The following is a 19937-nucleotide window of genomic DNA, read 5'->3' as shown; positions in this document are numbered from 1 at the left end:
GTGTCCGTCGCTCTCAGTCGGTGGACAGGGCCTGCATGGCCTTGACGAAGCCGTCGGCGTCCGTCGAGCCGTTGAAGAACTCCTGGACGGCCTGCATCATCGGGGCGTCGGCCGCCGGCGGGTACGCCTGGTTCCACGAGAGCTGGAACGAGGGCGCCTCGCTGACCATGTCGAACTGGTACTTCAGGTACGCCGGGTCCTCCGTCGAGTCCAGGAACTTCTCGGTGTTCGTGGTGGTCGGCAGGTTGCCGATGGCGAGCTGCGCCTTGACGAACTCGTCCGAGTACATGAGCTTCAGGAACTCGGCTATCGCGTCCGCGTGTTCGGTCTTCTTCAGCACCGAGTAGAAGTTGTTGGTGTTGCCGACGACATCGGCCGGGTCGCCCTTGCCGCCGTCGACCGTCGGGAAGGCGGTGTACCCCAGGCCGGTCCTGGCGAACTCCGGGTTGACGTCCCGCTGGGTCGAGTACACCCACGAGCCCATCAGCTCGAAGCCGGCCTTGCCGGCCGCCACCAGGGCCGGGGAGCCGCCGTCGGTGAACTTCACCGAGTCGTAGTTGGTGCCGAACGCGCCCGCGTCGACCAGCTCCTTCAGCATGGCCAGCGCCCGCTTGCTCTCCGGGCTCTCCCAGACGCTCTTGTCGCCGGCCAGCGCCTCCTTGAAGAGACCCGGGCCCGCCACCCGGTCGTACAGGTACTCGAACCACATCAGTGTCGGCCACTTGTCCCCGCCGCCCAGCGCGATCGGCGTGACACCCTTCGCCTTGAGCCGGGCGACCGCGCCGAGCAGGTCGTCCCAGGTCTTCGGCGCCTCGACGCCCGCGTCCGCGAGCACCTTCTTGTTGTGGAAGAGCAGCACCGGCTGGGTGCCGCGCATGGGCACGCCGTACGCCTTGCCGTCGATCGTCGCCGTGTCGTACACGGACGGCAGGAAGTTCGACTTGAGCCCCGGGTCCTTCGCCACCAGGTCGTCGAGCGGCAGCAGCAGGCCCGACTTCACGAAGGGCTGGATGGAACCGCCGCCCCAGTTGAAGAAGACATCGGGCGCCTGCGGGGTACTGATGGTGGTCTGGAGCTTCTTCTGGTAGTCGGCGCCGGGGACCGTGTCCAGGACCGCCTTGACCTTCGAGGTCTTGTTGAACGTCTCGACGATCTGCTTCTCCACCTTGTTGGTGGCGTCGCCGTAGACGAGTACGTGGAACTCGTCGCCACCGCCCGAGGAGCTGCCGCCACCGCCGCAGGCCGTGAGGCCCAGGCTCAGGAGGAGCGCCGCGCAGCCGGCGACGGTCCGGGAGAACCGTGCGCGAGTCGTGCGAGTCTTCATCGCCTTCATCGTCGACCTCTAGACCTCTCGAAAGTATCGGCCACATTGCCGAAAGTATCTGGCGTGTGACCGTAGGACTCCTCTCCGAAGCGGTCAACAGTGCGGTCGGCGCTCAGCCAAACCGTTACCGATTTCCGCCCTACTTCCGGTGCCTTATCCTTCAGTCCATGCGAGACGAGACAAGCGCAGGCCGGGTCACCCTGGCGCAGGTGGCTTCGCAAGCCGGGGTTTCTCTTTCGACAGTTTCGAAAGTGCTCAATGGGCGACCTGATGTCTCCGCACCCACCCGCGGCAGGGTCGAGGAACTGCTGGAGGCCCACGGCTACCGCCGCTCCAGCCCCACCGCCCCCGAGGCCCCGCTCATCGAGATCGTCTTCCACGAACTGGACAGCACCTGGTCGATGGAGCTGATCAGGGGCGTCCAGAACGTCGCCAAGGAGACCGGTCTGAGCGTGGTCCTCACCGAGACCGGCACCCGCCACTCCCCGGGCGCCGACTGGGTCGAGGGCGTCCTGCGGCGCCGCCCGCTCGGCGTCGTCCTCGTCTTCTCCACACTCCCCGACGACCTCAAGAAGAAGCTGTGGTCCCGGGCCATCCCCTTCGTGATCATCGACCCGGCGGGCGACCCGGAACCCGACGTGCCCTCCGTCGGCTCCGCCAACTGGGCCGGCGGCCTCGCCGCCACCCGCCACCTGCTCGACCTCGGCCACCGCAGGATCGCCGTCATCACCGGCCCCGAGGACATGCTCTGCTCCCTGGCCCGCCTCGACGGCTTCCGCTCGGCCATGGGCATGGCGGGCGTCGACGTCGACCCCGCGCTGGTGCGCTTCGGCGACTTCCACGTCCGCTCGGGACACGCGCACGCGGTGGAACTGCTCCAGGGCCCCGACCGGCCCACCGCGATCTTCGCGGGCAGTGACCTCCAGGCGCTCGGGGTGCTGGAGGCGGCGCGCGTGCTCGGCCTGCGGATCCCCCAGGACTTCTCCCTGGTGGGGTACGACGACATCCCGCTCGCCCAGTGGTCGAGCCCGGCGCTCACCACCGTCAACCAGCCGCTGGTGGAGATGGCGGAGGAGGCGGCCCGGATGCTCCTGCGGCTGCGCCGCGCCGACCAGGGCCAGGGCGACCCGACCGGCCACGCGGACCAGGCGGACACCCGCATCGAGTTCGGTACGCGGCTGGTCGTGCGGGACAGCACGGCCCCGCCATTGGAGTAGCCGCTGTTACCGACCCGCTGTCTGTACGAGCGATCGGTTGCTGAACGTACTCTGATGGTGACCTTGTCAGGCTTCCGAAAGTCGACCGATCGTCAGTGAAAACCTTCGTCGTCGGTTCGCGTGCCAGTAATCTTGCGAAATCTCAGGTGCGCGCATTCCTTGCCCCGCTTCGCGAACGATTTCCGGATGTCCGATTTACCCATCGGGTGATTCTCGAAGGGGGCGACAGGGATCGAAGATCGCTGCTTCCCGGCGTATCGGCGCTCAGCGGTGGCTCCGCATTCAGCTCCGCGCAGGAAGCGGCTCTGGCGCGGAGGGAAGTGGATGTTGTCGTTCATTCCCTGAAGGACCTGCCGACCGCCAACCCGCCCGGCCTGGGGCTCCTGCCCCCGCCCGGACGTGCGGACATACGGGACGCACTGTGCGGATCGACCCTCGCCGGCCTGCGGCGGGGCGCGCGGGTCGGAACGGGTGCGCCCCGGAGGATCGCCCAGCTCCTCGCCGCACGCCCCGACCTCGAGATGGTGCCCATCCGGGGCAACGTCCCGCCGCGCCTGAAGAAGATCGAGACCATGGGCCTGGACGGGGTCGTCCTTGCGGTCGCGGGGTTGCGCCGACTCGGCTTGGAGGATGCGATCGGGGAAATTCTGCCCCTCGATCTTTTTCCGCCGAGCCCCGGACAGGGCGCGCTGGGAATCCAGATTCAGGAAGACAATTCGATCGCACGTGAGGTTTTCTCCTCCACAGGAGATCTCGATGTCGACTCTCAGGTGCGGGCGGAACGCTCACTGCTCGCGGAACTGCACGGCGGGTGCAGTGTTCCTTTGGGCGCGTACGCGGAGACTTCGCCGGACGGAAAGTTGTCGCTGTTCGGCCAGGTGACGTCCTTGGACGGAACGGAGCGTGTTTCGGGCAAGGCTGTCGGCCCGTCCGCCGAGCCGGAGAAGCTGGGCGCGGCCCTGGCCGCCGATCTCATCGGCCAGGGTGCGCGGACGATCCTTGACGCGGCGCGTGCTGCGACCAAGGTCAGGTGAGCGAACGGGCGACATCGAGCGCGGCGTAGGTCAAGCCTGCGCTCGCTCCCGCACGCTTGAGCATCGTGAAGAGTTCCACCAGTCGACGGACATCGCGCTTTCCCGTGCTCGGATCCACGTACGTCAGCGAGTTGTACTCCCCGGAGACGGAGAACGGGAACAGGGGTGCCCGGGTCAGGGTCCGGAGTGTGGCGAGCACATCCGCGGTGAACATGGCAGGTTCCAACAGCAGCATGTCCGCCCCGTCCGCCTCCAACCGTAACGCGGTGTCGACGAATTGATCGGCGCGGCCGGGGTGGATCTGGAACTCCCGGTCGGTACCCGATTTCGGGGTCGCCCTCATGGTCAGCCGGAACCCGTCGTACAAGCTGGACCAGAAGATCACATGCGGCATGACGGACACGCCTTCGTGCCCGCTCTCGTCCAGCGCCCGCCGTGCCCCTGCCGTGGTGCCCAGCAGCATGGACGCGGGGCCGACGATGTCCGCGCCGGCTTCCGCGTGAGCGACTGCCTGCCTGCCGGTCACCTCCACCGTCGCCGTCACGTTCGGCCGCCCGTGGGCTCCGGCGAGGTAGCAGAGCCCATCGCTGGTGTAGGAACACAGGCATGTTTCCGTCATGACGGCGATGGATGGTGACGCGTCTTTGGCCGCGTGGATGGCACGAACCATCAAGGAGTCGGGGGCGAGAGAGTTCTCCCCCGTGGTGTCACGGTCGGCCGACTCGGCGAACAGCTTCACGGACCGGATGCCCAGGGTTTCGGCCTCACGCATGACGGCGGGAATCCGCTGGACTGTCACCGTGGGCATGGGCCTGTCGGCGGGTTCCGTGGTGACGAGCAGCACCATGGAGAGATCGGCGGGGGTCAGGGTCCCCGGCTCCAGCAGATTCCGGACGGCCGGGCGGCTTCGGAGCGGGCTGTCCGCCCCGGTGGGAGTGCGGCGCCGGGGTGTTGTCGTGATGGGCATACGTCCTCGTTTCGGGTCAGCCGGCCGGCTCGTGGAGAGTCGCCGGTTCCAGTCGCGTGATGGTGAATTCGTTCAGCCGCATGAGGAGTTGTCCGGCCCGCATCCAGTGGATGCGGGGATCGCCGAAGGCGACTCCGGTCACGTCCGCGACGGTGGGTGCTGGATGACCGGGGCGGTAGAGCGCGCCTCGCACTCCGACCGGTTCGAAGGTCCGGGCCCGAAGGGCTACGTATCGCTCGCGCAGGTGCGGGCAGACGCGGACCGACTTCAGCGCGCATGGCATGCACAGGGGCGGGTGAGCGGTAGTGAGCCCGGTGGTCCGGAGAGCAGGATCGCCAGGGTCCTCACCCAGGAGCCACAGCACGCCGTTCGCGTCACGGTCGGACGGCTGCCCGCAGACCTGACAGAGCAGTTCCCGCATTGCCCGTAGCTGCCTCAGCGCATGGACCATGCCGAATTCCGGCCGCCCTTTGCCGGGGAGACACGGAACGCGGGTCCACAGCACACCGCCGGTGTCGCGGTCGTAGGGCCGCTCGTCCGCGTAGCCGATGCCTTGGCCCCTTGCGACGACGCGCAGGCGGGGGACCTGTTCGGCGCTCCACTGGGTGATGTACGGCACCGGATGGCCTGGCATACGGAGACCCTTCCTCATCGCGTACTAGCTCACGAGTAACATTCGTATGCTAGCTTACGCTGCCCATCGTCTGCCAGTGCCTGGGCGGCTCAGGTTCACGTCGGCCGGTCGATGCGGGGAGGAATCCGCTGAGGCGGCGGTACCAGGTCCGTGGTGGCCGACCGCTCACCCAGGGGCTCCGTCGAAATCTTGACCGGAACCCATCCAGCCCTCAACTCGGTGAATCAACCCCGTCCGAGTGTGCGCGGTAGTGTTGTTCGTGAGCTAGCAAGCGATGCTGGAGGGGACATGGCGCCACGAGTGCGGCGGGAACCGCCGCCGTTCGTTCAGATTGCGGACCATTTTCGACAGCAGATTATCGATGGGGAACTCGCGCCCGAGGCGAAGCTCCCTTCCATCGCAGCGATTTCCGAGGAGTGGGGCGTAGCCACGGCCACCGCGGCTAAAGGGATCAAGCAACTGCAGGCGGAGGGATACGTACGGTCGTCGACCCAGGGGACCTTCGTGGACCTGGGGGCGAAGCAGACCACGGGTGCGGACCGGCTTCAGATGCTGCGGGTCGGCGGCACCGGGTTCCGGCCCGGTGAGCGGGTGGAGATCGTCGGTGCCGAGGTGGTTCCGGCGCCCGCCGATGTGGCCGAGGCGCTGGGGCTGGAGGAAGGCGCGGGTGTCGTCACGAGGCGGCGGCGGTATCTGGACGACGGCGGCGTGGTGGCGCTGTCCACGTCGTGGCTTCCGGGGGAGTTCGCGGACGCAGCTCCCGAGCTGGTCGAGTCGGCGCCGTTGCCGAAAATGACGTTCGGGCTGGTGGAGGAACGCACCGGAAGGCGTACGGTCCGCAGAAGCGATGTGGTGTCCCTGCGGCCGGTGCCTGCCGGTGACGCGGAACTCCTGGGTGTCGAGGTGGGCGCCCCCGCCCTGGTCATGGCCAATCGTTACTGGGACGAGGACGGGGCAGTTACGGAGTACGCCACCGATTTCCTCGGCCCCGGCCGTCATCTCTCGGCGGAATACGACCTGCCCTGAGCGAGCGGGTCCACACTGGAGGCATGTGCCGCAGCATCAAGACCCTCCGCCCGCCCGTACTCCCCGAAGAGGCCACCGAGGAGGACATCCGCGCCGCCGCGCTCCAGTACGTACGCAAGGTCTCCGGCTTCCGCGCCCCCGCCGCGCACAACCGCGAGGCGTTCGACCGGGCCGTCGACGAGATCGCCGCGTCGACCGCGAAGCTCCTCCAGGACCTGGAGGTACGCGGCGCCGCCACCCGCGCAGCCTCCTGACCCGGTCCCTGACCCCGTCCGGCTCCGAACCCCAGGGGCGGCGAGCCTCCACGACCCGGATCTTGGCCGGATCACGATTTCTACCGTTCCTAAAGGCTGAGCGGGAGTGAGTCCTGTTGCCAGGACTCGTGTTCAGCCGAACGTCCCGAACGGTGTTGGGTGTTCTGGTTGCCCGCGTTCGCTCCGTGTCCGGGCGGCACGGATCGGGTCCATGGTCCGGGAATACGGGGGCGGGGTCCCTCAAGCCCGGGGATGGCCGGTGGGGCCTGGACGGTCCGATTCCCGTAACGATCACTCCGGTCGTTGCGGGGCGGTGCCGTCCGTCGCCGGACCGAATGTCCCTGGGCGCGCCGTCCGGCGGAGCGGGAAGCTTGAGGGAGAGCTGCCCGTCGGGAGTGATGCGGATGGTTTCGTTGCCGTACCGCTTGCCCGATTCTGTATCGTCTCACCCTCGCCCGTGGCCTGATCAATGCCGGGGAAGTCGACGAGGGCGCGGCCCACGCCGTAAAAAGCCTGGAACACCTCGAAGAGGTCGAGTCCGGCCGCGTCATGCGGCGGCTGTCCGAGGCGGTAGGCCTCCTCGACCGCGTCGACGCAACCTGCGCCCGAGAGTCGGCTCGGGAGTTGACGGAATACGTACGGGCGAAGGGAGAGAGCGGATGCACGAAGTGACGTTCGAGAGGTACGAGGGACACGAGGCAAGCGCACAGCTCGACGCGTTCCTCCCCGCGTACGAAGAGGTGTACATCGAGCCCCCTTACTGTGAAGGCCCCCGTGACGTCGCCGAGTTCATCGACCGATACCAGCTCCAGGCAAAGCGCCCCGGCATGCGTCTGGTCCTCGCTCGCGAGGGCGACGAGGTAATCGGCTTCACCTTCGGCTACTTCCTTCCCGCTGACACTCGCTGGTGGAGCAACCTAAAGGAGCCGCTGCCCGCGGATTACACGCGGGAAGACGGCACCCGTACGTACGTCATCATTGAACTTGCGGTGCGGAAGGAATGGCGTCGCCGCAGTGTCGCCGCCCGCCTCCACGCCGCTCTGATCGGTGGGCTTTCCGCCGAACGAGTCACGCTCACAATGCGGCGGGAGGCGACGGCTGCTCCTGCCCAGTCCGCCTACCGGGCGTGGGGGTACCGAAAGGTTGGCGTTTCCCACCCTTGGGAGGAAGCGCCGCTCTACGACGCCATGGTTCTTCGACTACCCGCTGCCCCGTAACCTCAACGCCAGGCATCGGCGTTGTCTCTCGCTCCCGGGCCATCGCCACTGCGTGGACCTGCGGAAAACTGCGTGCGGCGTTCACACCCCCCCCGGGTCTGACCAACTCCTCCCCGCTTCATCGTCAGGAAGCACACTCCGGAGCCGCTCCGGACACGGGGGGCGACGAGGCTCCAGGCCGCCGACAGTGCAGCACGTAGCAGTGCCCTCTTCTGGATCCAGGCAGAGCCGAGCCAACTGCTCATTTACCAGGTCAACGGCGTCCCGCAGCGACTCCCACAAGCTGGGATAAAGCTCGTGCTCAACGCAGCTCAACCGCTTCTCAATCGCCCCGCATGCTCTATTCTCCCGTGCCCCCGGTATCCCCGGCCGCTCCTCCTCTCCGGCTCAGTCATCCATGAACTCCTCGACCCTGCGCGCAAGGTGAAGAACGCCCCGCAAGACCCGCCACACGCCGGTACCGACACCGACGAGGACGGTAAGTGTGCCGCCCCGGACCAGCACTACGTCAAGAGCCGGAATGCCGGTCGCCTCCTCTGACCGCCGCTTGTGGCGCCTTCGTCCGTGCGCGGTGTGTGCTTCGCCTTCCATCCGGCGGCGAAGGTAACCGACTCCCGCGGGTACGTCGCGAAGACCGACCGTGCGTCGTTGTCGGCCATGCCGGCCATTGGGTCGATGTACTTCTTGCCTTCATCCGCCCGAAGGGCCATTGCCGCCCGTTCTCGTCGGCAGCCCTCACCAAGATCTCGGCCGACGGCTCGTCGTCGAACCGCTCAACCTGACCTGCGCCCGTTCTCGCGCCGCCCGGATACCACTTCACCTGATAGCTCGTGATCACACCGAGCCGGTTCTTTCGCTTCGCGATGTACGCCGTAAACGGAGCGCAGAGGCAGCGTGCGCCCACGGTGCGCCTAAGAACTCCTAACACAATGAACTATCGGCAATGACTGTCTGTCAGGGAGACATGGGGGTGGAGCTGGGGGCGTGACGGTTTGCGGCCGACCCGACCTGCGACGGTTACTGCGCAGGAGAGGTACACGCATGCTGTTCGGTGCCGTTCTCTGATCCCGTTGAGCAGTTCGGGACGGGGACCGGGGAGGTGGGCGGGTGCCAGGTGAGGATCCAGCCGGCGGTAAGCGCCGCCGCGCCGCCTGCCAGGGCGATTGCGCCGCCTGTTCCGATGCCTGCGGCCACCGCGCCGAAGCAGGCCGGCCCGACGCCCTGCAGCGTCATGCTGCCGGAGCCGAGCAGGCCGAAGGCCTGGCCCTGGCCATCTGGCGGTAGGGCGTCCAGGAACGGCCGTTGCAGGCCGAGACCGTAGGCGAATCCGAAGCCGCAGAGCAGCAGCAGACAGGACGAGACGCCCACTCCGGGCTCGGCAGCGAAGCCGACCAGCGGCAGTCCCATCAGCGCAATCAACGGGACTACCAGACGCTCCCGGGTGAGTGGCCGTAGGAGTCGGCCCACCAGCAGGTCACCGACCAGCATGCCGACCGGCAGACAGCCCATCAGCACCGCGTACCAGCCGGGCGCGAAGTGGCGTCCTCCGGCGTAGGCGACGATCAGGCCTTCCGCGCCCGCGACGAATGCGGGCGGGAGCCACTGGGCCAGCATCAGTCGTCGCACGGTGTGTCCGCGCAGCAGCAGGCCGGCACCGTGCAGGCTTGCCCGGACGGTGCCGCCATCGCCCCGAGCGCTGCCGGGTGTGTCGCCGAACTCTCCGGGCTGCAGCCGGGGTAGCCGGATGCGGATAGCAAGCGCGCAGCCGAGGTAAAGGGCTGCGCTGACCGCGAGCGCCCGGTGCGGGCCGAGTACCGCGACGACCGCACCTCCCAGTGCCAGCCCGAACAATTGCGCGCCGGAGGCAGCGATGTTGTTCAGTGAACGGCCCAGTACATAGGCGTCGCCCTCCAGAGACTGCGCGACCAGCCGACTCGACGCGCCGTGAAACACCGGTGTGGCGAGGGCGACCAGCGCCACGACACCAAGGCTTGGCACGATCGGCATCCGTACCAGGGCGAGCAGCAGGGCGGCGGCGCACGTCAAGGCGTAGCCGCCGGTGATGAGCGCGCGGGGCGGCAGCCGGTCGGCCAGTGAGCCCAGCAGCAGCGAGCCGAACAGCTGCGGAATGAAGCCGATGCCGAAGGCCAGTGCGCTCAGCAGTGCGGAGCCGGTGGCCGAGAAGACCAGCACCGAGAACGTGGTGATCCGCAGCGCGTCCGCGGTGATCGCGACGGTGCGGGTTGAGAAGAGCAGCCGGAATCGCGGCTCGGCCAGCACCTCCCGGTAGGTGGCACGGTGGTTGCCCTGCGCGGGCTCGGCGGTTGGGGTCATGACGCGCAGCCTCGCCGTGCGCCCACGCCACTCACCAATGATTCGTCGCTGGACGAATCGGAACAGACGCCCCTCGGTAGCATGGTGCGGTGCTCCGCTTCGAAGTCTCCGTCGAGGACCTGCTGCGCAGCCGCTTCGCGCTGTCGCCCGCGATGGACCTGTGCTTCCTGCTGCGCTCGCTCGCCGGCCAAGACAGGCCGCTGCCACGAGCCTGGGCCACCCGGCTCCTGCCGGCCTTTGAACGGCTTCGCCGCGAGAGCGAACTGAACGCCGCCCTCGCCCTGCACACCCCGCAATCCGGACCGAACTTCGTCGCCCCGCCCCCGCGCGGCCTCAACCAGACCTGGGCAGACGACCTGGCCATGATCCGGGCCACACCGCTGGAAGCGGCCCGCCACGAAATCGCCACCAACGCGACCGGCCCGTCCGTCCGTGATCCCCGCGTCCGCGCAGTGCTGGACTCGACGGACGCCGTCTCCAGGATCGCCGAGGCGATGGACCAGGCCTGGCACGAGCTGCTCGCCACGGACTGGCCGCAACTGCGCGCGATCTGTGAGCGCGACGTCGTGCACCGGGTGGGTGTGATCGGCGAACACGGATGGGTCACGACCATCGAGAGCCTGCACCCGAGCATCGCCTGGCAAGCCGGCGGTATCGAGATCGGCCACTTCCCTCAAGTCGGAACAGTCCACCTCGCCGGCGACGGGCTCCTGCTGATCCCTTCGGTCTTCGTCGCGAATATCGCCGCGCACCTGGAAGACCCCTGGCCCAGGACCTTGATCTATCGTGCCCGTGGCACCGCCGCCCTGTGGGGCGAACAGGAGAGCGTCCCCCGACCGGACGCCCTGACCGCCCTGGTCGGCCGGTCCCGAGCCCGGCTGCTGTTGGCGCTGGACGCCCCGGCCAGTACCAGCCACCTCGCCCGAAGCCTCGCCATGACACCCGGCGCAGTAGGAGACCACCTCGCCATCCTGCGAGGCGGGGGGCTGCTCGTCCGCGCCCGGTCCGGACGATCCGTGCTCTACCGCCGCACCCCGCTCGGCGAGGCGCTGGTCGCCGGTACGGGCTGAGAGCTCAGATCAGCACTGCTTTTGAGGCGCCGCCAGCAGACGATTGCGCAGCCCAGGGTGAGGAAAGCCTCGTGGATGTCGTCCCGTATCTCCCAGCCGATCCGCAGGCGGCGAAACCAGTGCAGGTGGGCGAACGCGCGCTCCACGACCCAGCGTTGGGTTCCGAGGCCAGAGCCGTGCTCGGTGCCGCGGCGGGCGATGACCGGCTTCACGCCGAGGTCCCAGACGAGCCGGCGGTACTTGTCGTGGTCGTAACCGCGGTCTCCGAGTACGACGTCCGGGCTTCGGCGCGGTCGACCGCGCTTGCCGCGCACGGGTGGTACCGCTTGAAGCAGCGGGAAGAGCTGGGTGACGTCATTGCGGTTGCCGCCGGTCAGGGTGACCGCGAGCGGGATGCCGGTGGCGTCGGTAACCAGGCGGTGCTTGCTGCCGCTTCTGCCCCGATCAACAGGGCTTCGTCCTGTCTTGGGGCCCCCTTTAGCACGCGGATATGGGAGTCGTCGACTGCGGCCCGGGAGAAATCCAGGGCGTCCGCGCTGTGAAGCTTGGCGAGGAGGACCTCGTCCAGCCGGGGCCACACACCGGCCTCGGTCCACTGGGCCAGGCGCCTCCAGCACGTCATCCCCGAACCGAAGCCAAGCTCCTGCGGCAGGTGTTCCCAGGCGATCCCGGTATGGAGCACGAACAGGATGCCCTGGAACACCAGCCGGTCCGGATGCCGCTTCCGCCCGGGATGGCGGGCTCGGCGCTCCACCTTCGGCAGCAGCGGCTCGATCACCGTCCACAGTTCGTCGTCAACCTTTTACCGCTTCGGCCGCGCCACTCCGCCCTGGATCACTAGTTCCGGAGTGATCCAATCACCTCGAAGATCATTTCGTTAGGAGTTCTAAGTACACACCGGGTAACAGCGGGAATCAGTTGCTTCCACTGGCCAACGCTGGTGAGCGAGATGCGCCCGGAGTCGGACTCGAACCCGTCCGCCTCCGAACCCCGTCCGGCCCGCCGCCCTACGCGGTGGCCGGGCTCCTGCCGGGACCCGGGCGGCGTATCACGTACGCGGCCAGCGAGCCCGCCGCGAACAGCGCCAGGACGGAGAGGGCCACACCGACCCAGGTCGAGCCGAGCCACTGCGCGCCGAAGTAGCCGAGCCCCGCGCTGTACCCCGTCCAGGCCACGCCGGCCAGCGCCGACCACGGCAGGAACTCCTTCACCTTGCGGTGCGCGGCGCCCGCGCCCAGCGAGACCACCGAGCGTCCCGCGGGCGCGAAGCGGGCGATGACCACCAGGAGGCCGCCGCCCCCGCCGAGCGCGCTGCCGAGCCGTTCCTGCGCGGTGGTGAGCCGGCGCGAGCGGGCGATGGCCCGGCCGAGCCGGTCGCCGCCGCGCCGCCCGAGCCGGAACGCGACCAGGTCGCCGAGGACGGACGCGGTGAACGCACAGAGCATCAGCAGGATCAACGACGGGACTTCCTGCGGTACTTGGGCCACCTTCCCGGCCGCGCCCGCGACCGTCGTGGATCCCGCCGCCGCGGCCGTGGCCGCCGTGATGACCAGCACGCCGCTGGGCAGCACCGGCAGGAACACGTCCAGCAGCACGGAGAGGGCCACGACGGCGTAGATCCATGGGCTGCCGGTCAGCGACCCCAGACTCTCCAGCACTTTTCCGACTCCCCGCCCGTACCGTGGCAGCGCGTTGATGTCGCATGGAGGGCGGCAGCGGCTGCTGAGCCACACAGCGTACGCGTGTGCGGTACGGAGCGTTCGTCCGGGGCGGCATGTCGGCGCCCCGGACTCACTTGGTTCGGTCAGGCGGCGACCTTCGCGCGCTCGCCGTGCCGCTCCTCCTCGGACGCGGCGGCCGAGCCGCGCGACGGGAGGAATCGGTCCAGGGCGAACGCGCCGGGGCCCATGAAGACGATCAGCAGGAACGACCAGCAGAACATCACGGCCAGCTCGCCGCTGTTCGCGATGGGGAAGAGCCCGTCGGGCTGGTGGACCGTGAAGTACGCGTACGCCATGGCGCCGGAGGAGACGAAGGCGGCGGGGCGGGTGCCGAGACCCAGCAGCACCAGCGCGCCGCCGACGAGTTCGATGACGGCCGCGAACCAGCCGGGCCAGGTGCCGGCGGAGACCGTCTCACGGGAGAAGGCGCCGAAGAGCGAACCGGCGCCGTGGCAGGTGAAGAGCAGTCCGACCACGATCCGGAACAGGCCCAGGACGTAGGGCTGAGCTGTATTCAGACGAGTGCGCATGGGGGGTTGTACTCCTTCGGTCTTGGTCTGGACAGCGCGCGTGGGGGCGCGGTCTGGACCGACGAGTGACACCCCGCAACGTTAGGCAGGCCTCATCATGCTTGCAAGTTCAACATTCTGTCGGGGATCAATTCGCGTCGTGTGTGGTGCGCCGTCGCTGGTCGCGGCCCGCAAGATGGCACGTGCAACCGCGTCCGTGTCCGAGAGCATGACCGAGTCGACCCCCGGTCTGGCGCCCGCGGCGGTCACCCAGTGCACACCCTCCGTGGGGACCCCGAGGGCGAACCTCCGTGAATGCACGCCCCCTTGACGATCTATCAGACGGTATGGCCGCCGTGTTACATCCATCCCACCCGTCTCGTAACCGTCGAGTGTGTGTGGCCGGCACTGACCGGTCTTCAGCAACCGGGAGAGCAGCGGATCACAGCTCCGCCGCAGATCCGGTTCCGGCAGCCGTGCCTCGACGAGCGTGGTGGCCCGGACGGCGGAACCCGGTATGTCGGGGGACTCGGCGAGGAAGGCGCCGTCCACCGCCCGTACGGTCGTCCGAGGGCCGATCACATCCAGCACGCCCGCCTCGACCAGGGCGGCCATCTCCTCGATACGGCGGCGCGGCGGCCCGATGGAGAGGAACGCGTTCAGCGGCGTGTACCAGCGGTCCAGATGGTCGCGACGGGAGATGCCGGAGAGACCGGCGTGGTCCACGATCAGCCGCAGCTCGTTACGGAGATCACGCAGGACGTCCAGCGCGGCCTTGACCGGGCCGGCGACATTGCCGAGCGCCGCCTCGGCCGCGTCCCTCCGCAGATGGGCCAGGAGCCAGGCGCGGTGGTCCGCCGGGTCGCGGAAGGTCTCGTCGCCGTACGGACGCGAGATCCGCTCCCACGACCAGCGGTCGGCGGCGGCGATCCCGGCGTCGTCCAGGACGGCGGCCTCCTCCGGACTGCCGCCCGGCGCGGACAGGAACCGGTCCAGCAGGGAACCGGGCCCGGTGGCCGGCCGCCGGAGGGCGGCACCGTAGAAGACGGCCTCCACCTCCTTGGCGACCAGGGGCCATATCTCCCGGCGGAAGTCCGGCGGATCGCCCGCGTCCGCGCGCTTGCGGAACATCGCGATCACGTCCGGCGTCAGCATCAGCGGCTCGTGCCGGCCCGAAGGCCCCTTCTCGTTGTCGCCGCGCGCCTGGTACGGCACCCCGCGCCGGGACCCGGCGTACAACTGCGGCTCGCGCCCCGACGGGTGGTATACGAGAACGCCCCCCGCGTCCCGCGCGAAGATTCCGCCGCGGCCGGCCGTCAGCAGCGCCATGTGGTCGAAGAAATTCAGCCCGAGCCCGCGCAGCAGGACCGGCTCGCCCGCGGCGATCCCGGACAGGTCGAGATCGGCCGGGTTGGCCGGCGGCAGATATCGCAGCCGGTGACGGACGGCGAACTCCGCCAGCGTTGCCTGGGTCTGACCGGAAACCACCGGAAGATGGCCCTGCGCGAGCACCACCGCACAGAGACCGGAAATCGTCGTGCCATCGTCGAGCGTGAGACTCTGCGTCGGCCGGTCCGGGGCGTACGCACCGGGCACACCGGTCACAACGGGTGAAACGCGGGCGCCGCCGGGGGCGGTCCGCCCGCCGGCCCCTTCGGCGGCGTCGTCATCCAGACGCACCGCACGCGCCCGGTGCACCACGGCCGTCACATTGCCGGGCGCACCCTCCACCGTCGTACGGAACGCCCACTCCAGGTAGCGGCCGTAGGCGGCCCGGCTCGGATAGTCGTCGGGGCCGAGCCGCTCGGCGGGGCGGCCCGCCGCCCACTCGTACAGGCTCGGCCCCGGGCGTATCGGCCCCGCGCACTCCACGCTCTCGTCGGTGAACACGGTCACCTGCGAGGCCACCGTGTTCATCAGCAGCTCGGCGGACTGGTCGGTACGCCAGACCTGGCCCGCGCCCGGCGGCGCGGGGTCGACGAGATGCACGGTCAGTGCCACGTCCGGCGCCAGTTCGGGCACGGACGCGCAGAGTCTCTCCAGGACGGAGGTGCCACGGGGGCCGACGCCGACGACGGCGAGAGAACGGTGCGGGTACTGCCGTGCATCGGACAAAGCGGTGACTCCCGGGGCATGGGGGGTGCGGGGAAGCGGATGGTCCGCAACATCATGCCGTTGCAGTGAGATGAGTTCGAACCCTTGGGTGAAGGATCACGTCCTGTGGGAATGATCACGCGAAGGGTACTCACATCCCAACGGGCGGATAGTGTGGGGAATTTGAAGGGATGGTGCGGAGATCGCACATCGCGGACGCATATCGCGAACGCGAACGCGGACGGCGGCGTTGAGCTCCGCCGACAGCTCGACAGCTCGACAGCCGGTGACGACCGAAGTCCCCCGGCTACGGCGTCAAGGCCCGCTCCGTGACGACCACCAACTCCGCCCCCCGCCCGTCGTCCTTCGTGCGGGCCCGCTCCAGGGTGAGCCCGGCCGTACGGCCGCGCAGGGTGAGCGTCATCAGCTGGTTGCCGAACCACGGCCCGCCCGTCCTGCGCCAGGAGACCCCCGGCTTCCCGACCCGGCCGTGCCGGGCCACGGCGCGCCCCAGCCACCGCCCGGCGCGGCTCCAGCCGAACCGGAAGCCGAGCCGTATGACGGCCGGGACCGAGTTGTGCACGGGGGAGCAGGTGAGCTGCAGGACCCGGGCGCCCGGCCCCGTACCGCCCCGCCAGGACGGCTCGGCGGCATAGGCGTGGTGCACGTCCCCGGAGAGCACGCACACGGTGGCCGGCGCCTCGTCCCCGCCGCCCGCCTCCGCGATCAGCGCGGCCAGCTCCTCGAAGGAGTCGGGGAAGGCGGCCCAGTGCTCCAGATCCGCCGCCCTGCGCAGCCGTTCACCGAAGCGCGCCCAGCGCGGCCCGCGTTCGCCCCGGCAGAGCGCGGCGTCCCAGGCCTCCACGTCATGGATGAAGGGTGGCAGCAGCCAGGGCAGCGAGGTGCCGATGAGGAGATGGTCGTACGTGCCCCGGCCGGCCAGCGCCTGCTCCCGCACCCAGCGGGCCTCGTCCTCGTCGAGCATCGCGCGCCGCCGCTCGTCCAGGACGCGGGCGGCGCGCGAGTCGACCATCAGCAGCCGGGTCCGCCCGAAGTCGCGCCGGTAGCTCCAGCGCACGCCCGCCGGTTCCCGGTCCGCCTCGGCGGCGAACGCCCGCAGCAGCTCGGTGGCGTCGGGCGCGGCGCGGACGGCCGCGTACAGCTCGTCGGCGGCGAGTTCGGCGGGGGAGAGGTTGCCGAGGTGCTGGTAGACCCAGTACGACATCAGCCCGCCGAGCACCCGCTCCTGCCACCACGGCAGCTCCCGCATCTCGGCGAGCCAGGAGTCGCTGGTGTTCCAGTCGTCGATCAGGTCGTGATCGTCGAAGATCATGCAGCTGGGCACGGTGGAGAGCAGCCACCGTACGTCCGGGTCCGTCCAGGACTCGTCGTAGAGGTGGGTGTACTCCTCGTAGTCCGCGACCTCCGCGCCCGGCGCCTCGCTCAGGTCCCGGCGCGCGGCCAGTCTGCGCCGGGTCGCCTTCGACGTCTCGTCCGCGTACACCTGGTCGCCCAGGAGCAGCAGGACGTCGGGGCGGGGTGCGGCGGGGTCGGCGGCGAGGCGGGTGGCCAGGGTGTCGAGCGCGTCGGGGCCGACCGGGTCGGGCTCGCCGTGCGGGGGCGACGCCCAGCGGCAGGAGCCGAAGGCGACACGCAGTTCGGCGGGCGGGGCGCCGGCTTCCGAGGAGGGCGCCGCAGGGCTGCGGATCGTGCTCGGCGGGAACCGGCTGTCCTCGGGCGGCCAGACGCGCCGGCCGTCGAAGAACACCTCGTACGGGGTTTCGGTGCCGGGCATGAGGCCGGTCACCGGGATCAACGCGTAGTGGTGGCCCGCGACATGAAATGTACGGGAGGCGCCGCCCGCCCCGTCGGCGCACCGGACCTCGGCCCCGGCCGGCCGGTCCGCCTCGACCCAGACGGTCGCCGTCCCCGCGCCCTCCCCGTCGACGTACCGCAGCAGTGGTCCCACGCGCAGACCGGTCATAGGTGTCCTCTCCGCTGTCCTCACCCGTCCCCCGTCGCCCCGTACGGTACGGAAGCCCCGTACGGAACGACGGAGGGGGTGGGGGGGAGAGGTTGGCCGGCGGCCGGGTGGGCCGTGGCTCAGCAGCCGCTCAGGGCGTTGGTGAGCGCGGTCTTCTCGGCGGAGTCCACCTTGAGGCTGTAGTAGTACTTCACCTGGACCCAGGCGCGGACGTACGTGCACTTGTAGGAGGCCAGCGGCGGCATCCAGTTGGCCGGGTCCTTGTCGCCCTTGGACTGGTTCACGTTGTCCGTGACGGCGATGAGCTGCGGGCGGGTCAGGTCGTTGGCGAACGCCTGGCGCTGGGCGGTGGTCCAGCTGCTGGCGCCCGACTTCCACGCCTCGGAGAGCGGCACCATGTGGTCGATGTCGACGTCGGAGGCGGCGCTCCAGGTGGCGCCGTCGTACGGGGAGTACCACTTGCCGCTGGTGGCGGCACAGGAGGAGTCCTGGACGACGTTCGTGCCGTCGCGCTTGAGGACGACCTCGCGGGTGTTGCAGGTGCCGGACTGGGTGATCCAGTGGGGGAACAGGTCGCGGCTGTAACCGCTGGAGGAACCTTCCGCCTGCACGGTCAGCGAGCTGAGGTACGTGCGGGCCGTGGCGGCGCTGACCGGCGTGGGCATGGCGGCCTGCGCGGCGGGGGCGGTGAGCAGGGTGGTGGCGGTGGCGATGGCGGCCGTCGCCGCGAGAACGGCGAAGCGGCGCATTCGACGCGCGTAGACACCAGACATGCGAACTCCCTTGGAGTGGGGGGAACCTGTGGAACCTGAGATGACCGTGCGGAGCTGAGGGCTGGGTGGCGGCCGAGTGGGGGCTCGGCCGGTGGGCCCGGTCGTCATCGTGGCGTCGGCGGGTTTCCGGCAGGTGGGCTTCAGGTAACAGGGTGACGACATGGACACGTCACATCAAGGGGTTGGTGTGATCCGGTTGTTTCTGATGGAAAAACAATTCGGGCCTACAGGGGCAAAGTTGACTTAGGTGGCGGCTAGGATGGGCACGTGCTGCTGCGGGTCGATATCACGTTCGGAGTCGTGCTCGGTCTGCTGCTGATCGCCGCAGTGGCCGTGGCCGGACTCGCCCGGCTCGGGCGGGCCCGCGAGATCGGCGTCGCCGGGGTGCGGGCCGCGCTCCAACTCGGCGCGGTCTCCCTGGTGATCGGCTGGGTGATCGGCTCCGTACCGCCGCTGGTCGGCTTCGTCGTCCTGATGTACGCCGTCGCCGTACGGACCGCCGGGCGCCGCGTCACCCCGAACCGCACCTGGTGGTGGGCCGCCCTGCCGATCGGGGCGGGGGTGGCGCCGGTGATGGCGGTGCTGCTGCTCACCGGGGTCGTCCCCGCCAAGGGCATCGCCATCATCCCCACGACGGGCATCCTCATCGGCGGCGCGCTCACCGCGACGGTGCTGGGCGGGCGCCGGGCGCTCGACGAACTCCACGCGCGGCGCGGCGAGGTCGAGGCGGGCATGGCGCTCGGGCTGCTCGACCGCGAGGCGCGGATGGAGGTGGCGAGACCGGTCGCGTCGGACGCGCTGCTGCCGGGGCTCGACCAGACGCGGACGGTGGGGCTCGTCACGCTGCCGGGGGCGTTCGTGGGGATGCTGCTGGGCGGCGCGTCACCGGTGCTGGCGGGGGCGGTCCAGCTCTTCGTGCTGGTCGCGCTGCTGGCGGTGCAGGCGGTGGCGGTGACCGTGGTGCTGGAACTGGTGGCGCTGGGGCGGCTGAACAGGGACGCCTGAGCGGGGCGCCTGGGCTCGGACGCAGGTGTGGGTGGCGTGCCCCGGGGGCCACGGCGTGTGGCGCTACGGCGTGCCGCGCCTCCCCCCGGCGGGTCCGCTCACGCGTCGATGTGGTCGATGTGGTCGATGTGCAGGGCCAGCGAGCCGTCCGGCAGGGGCTCCACCCGAAGCCGCGTGAGGTCCTCGACATGGGCGTCCGGCGCCATGGCCGCCGCGCGCGGTCCCACGCCGACCACGCGCATACCCGCCGCCCGCGCCGCCGCGATGCCCGCCTCGGAGTCCTCGAACGCCACGCACGCCTCCGGGGGCACGCCGAGCGTCGCCGCGCCCAGCAGGAAGCCCTCCGGGTCCGGCTTGCTCGCCGTGACGTCCTCGGCGGTGACGCGGATCTTCGGCATCGGCAGGCCTGCGGCGGTCATCCTGGCCTCGGCCAGCGGTACGTTCGCCGAGGTCACCAGGGCGTGCGGCAGGGTGGCGAGCGCCGCCATGAACTCCGGGGCGCCCGGTACGGGGACCACGCCCTCCGTGTCCGCGATCTCCTCGGCGAGCATCAACCGGTTGTCGGCGTGGTTCTGCTCCATCGGGCGGTCGGGGAGCAGGACGGCCATGGTGGCGTACCCCTGGCGGCCGTGGACGACCTTGAGGATCTCCTGGGGGTCCAGGCCGTGGGTCCGCGCCCAGCGGCCCCAGCAGCGCTCGACGGAGGCGTCGGAGTTGACGAGGGTGCCGTCCATGTCGAGGAGCAGGGCCTTCACGGCGTCGAGCTTCACAAGA

The 19937-nt window shown here is 69.7% G+C and carries 18 protein-coding genes and 1 pseudogene; 7 read left to right on the top strand and 12 right to left on the bottom strand.

What is annotated here, in order from left to right:
- Positions 1-13: 13 nt before the first annotated feature.
- Positions 14-1324, bottom strand: coding sequence for an ABC transporter substrate-binding protein (locus ACFXKG_RS15060; RefSeq protein ID WP_384837748.1), 1311 nt, complete (start codon positions 1322-1324; stop codon positions 14-16).
- Between the two features lie 167 nt (positions 1325-1491).
- On the opposite strand from ACFXKG_RS15060, the gene ACFXKG_RS15055 reads away from it, so the two are divergent.
- Positions 1492-2541 carry a LacI family DNA-binding transcriptional regulator gene (locus tag ACFXKG_RS15055; protein WP_384837745.1) on the top strand — a complete coding sequence of 350 codons (1050 nt, stop codon included), beginning with the start codon at positions 1492-1494 and terminating at the stop codon, positions 2539-2541.
- Positions 2542-2636: 95 nt separating this feature from the next.
- The gene (gene hemC, locus ACFXKG_RS15050; RefSeq protein WP_384837743.1) at positions 2637-3575 is read left to right on the top strand and encodes a hydroxymethylbilane synthase; all 939 of its coding nucleotides are present in this window, start codon (positions 2637-2639) and stop codon (positions 3573-3575) included.
- Here hemC and ACFXKG_RS15045 read toward each other — a convergent pair.
- Positions 3568-4542 (bottom strand): hypothetical protein, encoded by a 975-nt coding sequence (locus ACFXKG_RS15045; protein WP_384837740.1) that lies wholly within the window; start codon positions 4540-4542, stop codon positions 3568-3570. The two genes, hemC and ACFXKG_RS15045, sit on opposite strands and share 8 nt — an antisense overlap.
- A gap of 16 nt (positions 4543-4558) precedes the next feature.
- Positions 4559-5176: a hypothetical protein gene (locus ACFXKG_RS15040; RefSeq protein WP_384837737.1), complete on the bottom strand. Its 618-nt coding sequence runs from the start codon at positions 5174-5176 to the stop codon at positions 4559-4561.
- Positions 5177-5476: 300 nt separating this feature from the next.
- Between ACFXKG_RS15040 and ACFXKG_RS15035 the strand changes: the two genes are divergently transcribed.
- Positions 5477-6202, top strand: coding sequence for a GntR family transcriptional regulator (locus ACFXKG_RS15035; RefSeq protein ID WP_384837734.1), 726 nt, complete (start codon positions 5477-5479; stop codon positions 6200-6202).
- 23 nt (positions 6203-6225) lie between these two features.
- Positions 6226-6456: a DUF2277 domain-containing protein gene (locus ACFXKG_RS15030; protein ID WP_384837731.1), complete on the top strand. Its 231-nt coding sequence runs from the start codon at positions 6226-6228 to the stop codon at positions 6454-6456.
- A gap of 89 nt (positions 6457-6545) precedes the next feature.
- On the opposite strand, the pseudogene ACFXKG_RS15025 reads toward ACFXKG_RS15030, so the two are convergent.
- Positions 6546-6827 (bottom strand): annotated as a pseudogene (locus ACFXKG_RS15025) (IS200/IS605 family accessory protein TnpB-related protein); the annotation flags it as partial.
- Positions 6828-7115: 288 nt separating this feature from the next.
- Here ACFXKG_RS15025 and ACFXKG_RS15020 point away from each other — a divergent pair.
- Positions 7116-7673, top strand: coding sequence for a GNAT family N-acetyltransferase (locus tag ACFXKG_RS15020; protein WP_384837728.1), 558 nt, complete (start codon positions 7116-7118; stop codon positions 7671-7673).
- 1017 nt (positions 7674-8690) lie between these two features.
- On the opposite strand, the gene ACFXKG_RS15015 is transcribed toward ACFXKG_RS15020, so the two are convergent.
- The gene (locus ACFXKG_RS15015) at positions 8691-10007 is read right to left on the bottom strand and encodes an MFS transporter (RefSeq protein ID WP_384837725.1); all 1317 of its coding nucleotides are present in this window, start codon (positions 10005-10007) and stop codon (positions 8691-8693) included.
- 89 nt (positions 10008-10096) lie between these two features.
- Between ACFXKG_RS15015 and ACFXKG_RS15010 the strand changes: the two genes are divergently transcribed.
- The gene (locus ACFXKG_RS15010) at positions 10097-11077 is read left to right on the top strand and encodes an ArsR/SmtB family transcription factor (protein ID WP_384837722.1); all 981 of its coding nucleotides are present in this window, start codon (positions 10097-10099) and stop codon (positions 11075-11077) included.
- On the opposite strand, the gene ACFXKG_RS15005 is transcribed toward ACFXKG_RS15010, so the two are convergent.
- From ACFXKG_RS15005 to ACFXKG_RS14980, 6 genes are all read right to left on the bottom strand, one after another.
- Positions 11029-11864, bottom strand: a protein-coding gene (locus ACFXKG_RS15005) for an IS5 family transposase (RefSeq protein WP_384838016.1) whose coding sequence is annotated in 2 segments (ribosomal slippage) — positions 11029-11555 and positions 11555-11864 — 837 coding nt in all. Because the reading frame shifts where the segments join, the coding sequence is not laid out codon by codon here. The two genes, ACFXKG_RS15010 and ACFXKG_RS15005, sit on opposite strands and share 49 nt — an antisense overlap.
- A gap of 220 nt (positions 11865-12084) precedes the next feature.
- Entirely contained in the window at positions 12085-12735 is a 651-nt protein-coding gene (locus ACFXKG_RS15000) for a DedA family protein (protein ID WP_384837719.1), read from the bottom strand.
- 146 nt (positions 12736-12881) lie between these two features.
- Positions 12882-13328 (bottom strand): DoxX family protein, encoded by a 447-nt coding sequence (locus ACFXKG_RS14995; RefSeq protein ID WP_384837716.1) that lies wholly within the window; start codon positions 13326-13328, stop codon positions 12882-12884.
- 81 nt (positions 13329-13409) lie between these two features.
- Positions 13410-15422, bottom strand: coding sequence for an FAD/NAD(P)-binding protein (locus ACFXKG_RS14990; RefSeq protein ID WP_384837713.1), 2013 nt, complete (start codon positions 15420-15422; stop codon positions 13410-13412).
- 286 nt (positions 15423-15708) lie between these two features.
- The gene (locus ACFXKG_RS14985) at positions 15709-17385 is read right to left on the bottom strand and encodes an alkaline phosphatase D family protein (RefSeq protein ID WP_384837710.1); all 1677 of its coding nucleotides are present in this window, start codon (positions 17383-17385) and stop codon (positions 15709-15711) included.
- A gap of 119 nt (positions 17386-17504) precedes the next feature.
- Positions 17505-18158 (bottom strand): HNH endonuclease family protein, encoded by a 654-nt coding sequence (locus ACFXKG_RS14980; RefSeq protein ID WP_384837707.1) that lies wholly within the window; start codon positions 18156-18158, stop codon positions 17505-17507.
- 267 nt (positions 18159-18425) lie between these two features.
- Here ACFXKG_RS14980 and ACFXKG_RS14975 point away from each other — a divergent pair, with 267 nt between their 5' ends.
- Positions 18426-19163, top strand: coding sequence for an ABC transporter permease (locus tag ACFXKG_RS14975; protein WP_384837704.1), 738 nt, complete (start codon positions 18426-18428; stop codon positions 19161-19163).
- 98 nt (positions 19164-19261) lie between these two features.
- Here ACFXKG_RS14975 and ACFXKG_RS14970 read toward each other — a convergent pair whose 3' ends face one another.
- Complete coding sequence (locus ACFXKG_RS14970) at positions 19262-19933, bottom strand: HAD-IA family hydrolase (protein WP_384837701.1); 672 nt, start codon at positions 19931-19933, stop codon at positions 19262-19264.
- Positions 19934-19937 lie beyond the last annotated feature (4 nt).

This window comes from Streptomyces sp. NPDC059255 (assembly GCF_042752355.1).
GTDB lineage: Bacteria > Actinomycetota > Actinomycetes > Streptomycetales > Streptomycetaceae > Streptomyces.
This window is presented reverse-complemented; position numbering and strand designations above follow the sequence as displayed.

What these genes read in the sequence shown, in the direction of transcription:
- ACFXKG_RS15060 (WP_384837748.1), bottom strand. Translation starts at nt 1,324, where the DNA reads ATGAAGACTCGCACGACTCGCGCACGGTTCTCCCGGACCGTCGCCGGC.
- ACFXKG_RS15055 (WP_384837745.1), top strand. Translation starts at nt 1,492, where the DNA reads ATGCGAGACGAGACAAGCGCAGGCCGGGTCACCCTGGCGCAGGTGGCT.
- ACFXKG_RS15045 (WP_384837740.1), bottom strand. Translation starts at nt 4,542, where the DNA reads ATGCCCATCACGACAACACCCCGGCGCCGCACTCCCACCGGGGCGGAC.
- ACFXKG_RS15040 (WP_384837737.1), bottom strand. Translation starts at nt 5,176, where the DNA reads ATGCCAGGCCATCCGGTGCCGTACATCACCCAGTGGAGCGCCGAACAG.
- ACFXKG_RS15030 (WP_384837731.1), top strand. Translation starts at nt 6,226, where the DNA reads ATGTGCCGCAGCATCAAGACCCTCCGCCCGCCCGTACTCCCCGAAGAG.
- ACFXKG_RS15020 (WP_384837728.1), top strand. Translation starts at nt 7,116, where the DNA reads ATGCACGAAGTGACGTTCGAGAGGTACGAGGGACACGAGGCAAGCGCA.
- ACFXKG_RS15015 (WP_384837725.1), bottom strand. Translation starts at nt 10,007, where the DNA reads ATGACCCCAACCGCCGAGCCCGCGCAGGGCAACCACCGTGCCACCTAC.
- ACFXKG_RS14995 (WP_384837716.1), bottom strand. Translation starts at nt 13,328, where the DNA reads ATGCGCACTCGTCTGAATACAGCTCAGCCCTACGTCCTGGGCCTGTTC.
- ACFXKG_RS14985 (WP_384837710.1), bottom strand. Translation starts at nt 17,385, where the DNA reads ATGACCGGTCTGCGCGTGGGACCACTGCTGCGGTACGTCGACGGGGAG.
- ACFXKG_RS14980 (WP_384837707.1), bottom strand. Translation starts at nt 18,158, where the DNA reads ATGTCTGGTGTCTACGCGCGTCGAATGCGCCGCTTCGCCGTTCTCGCG.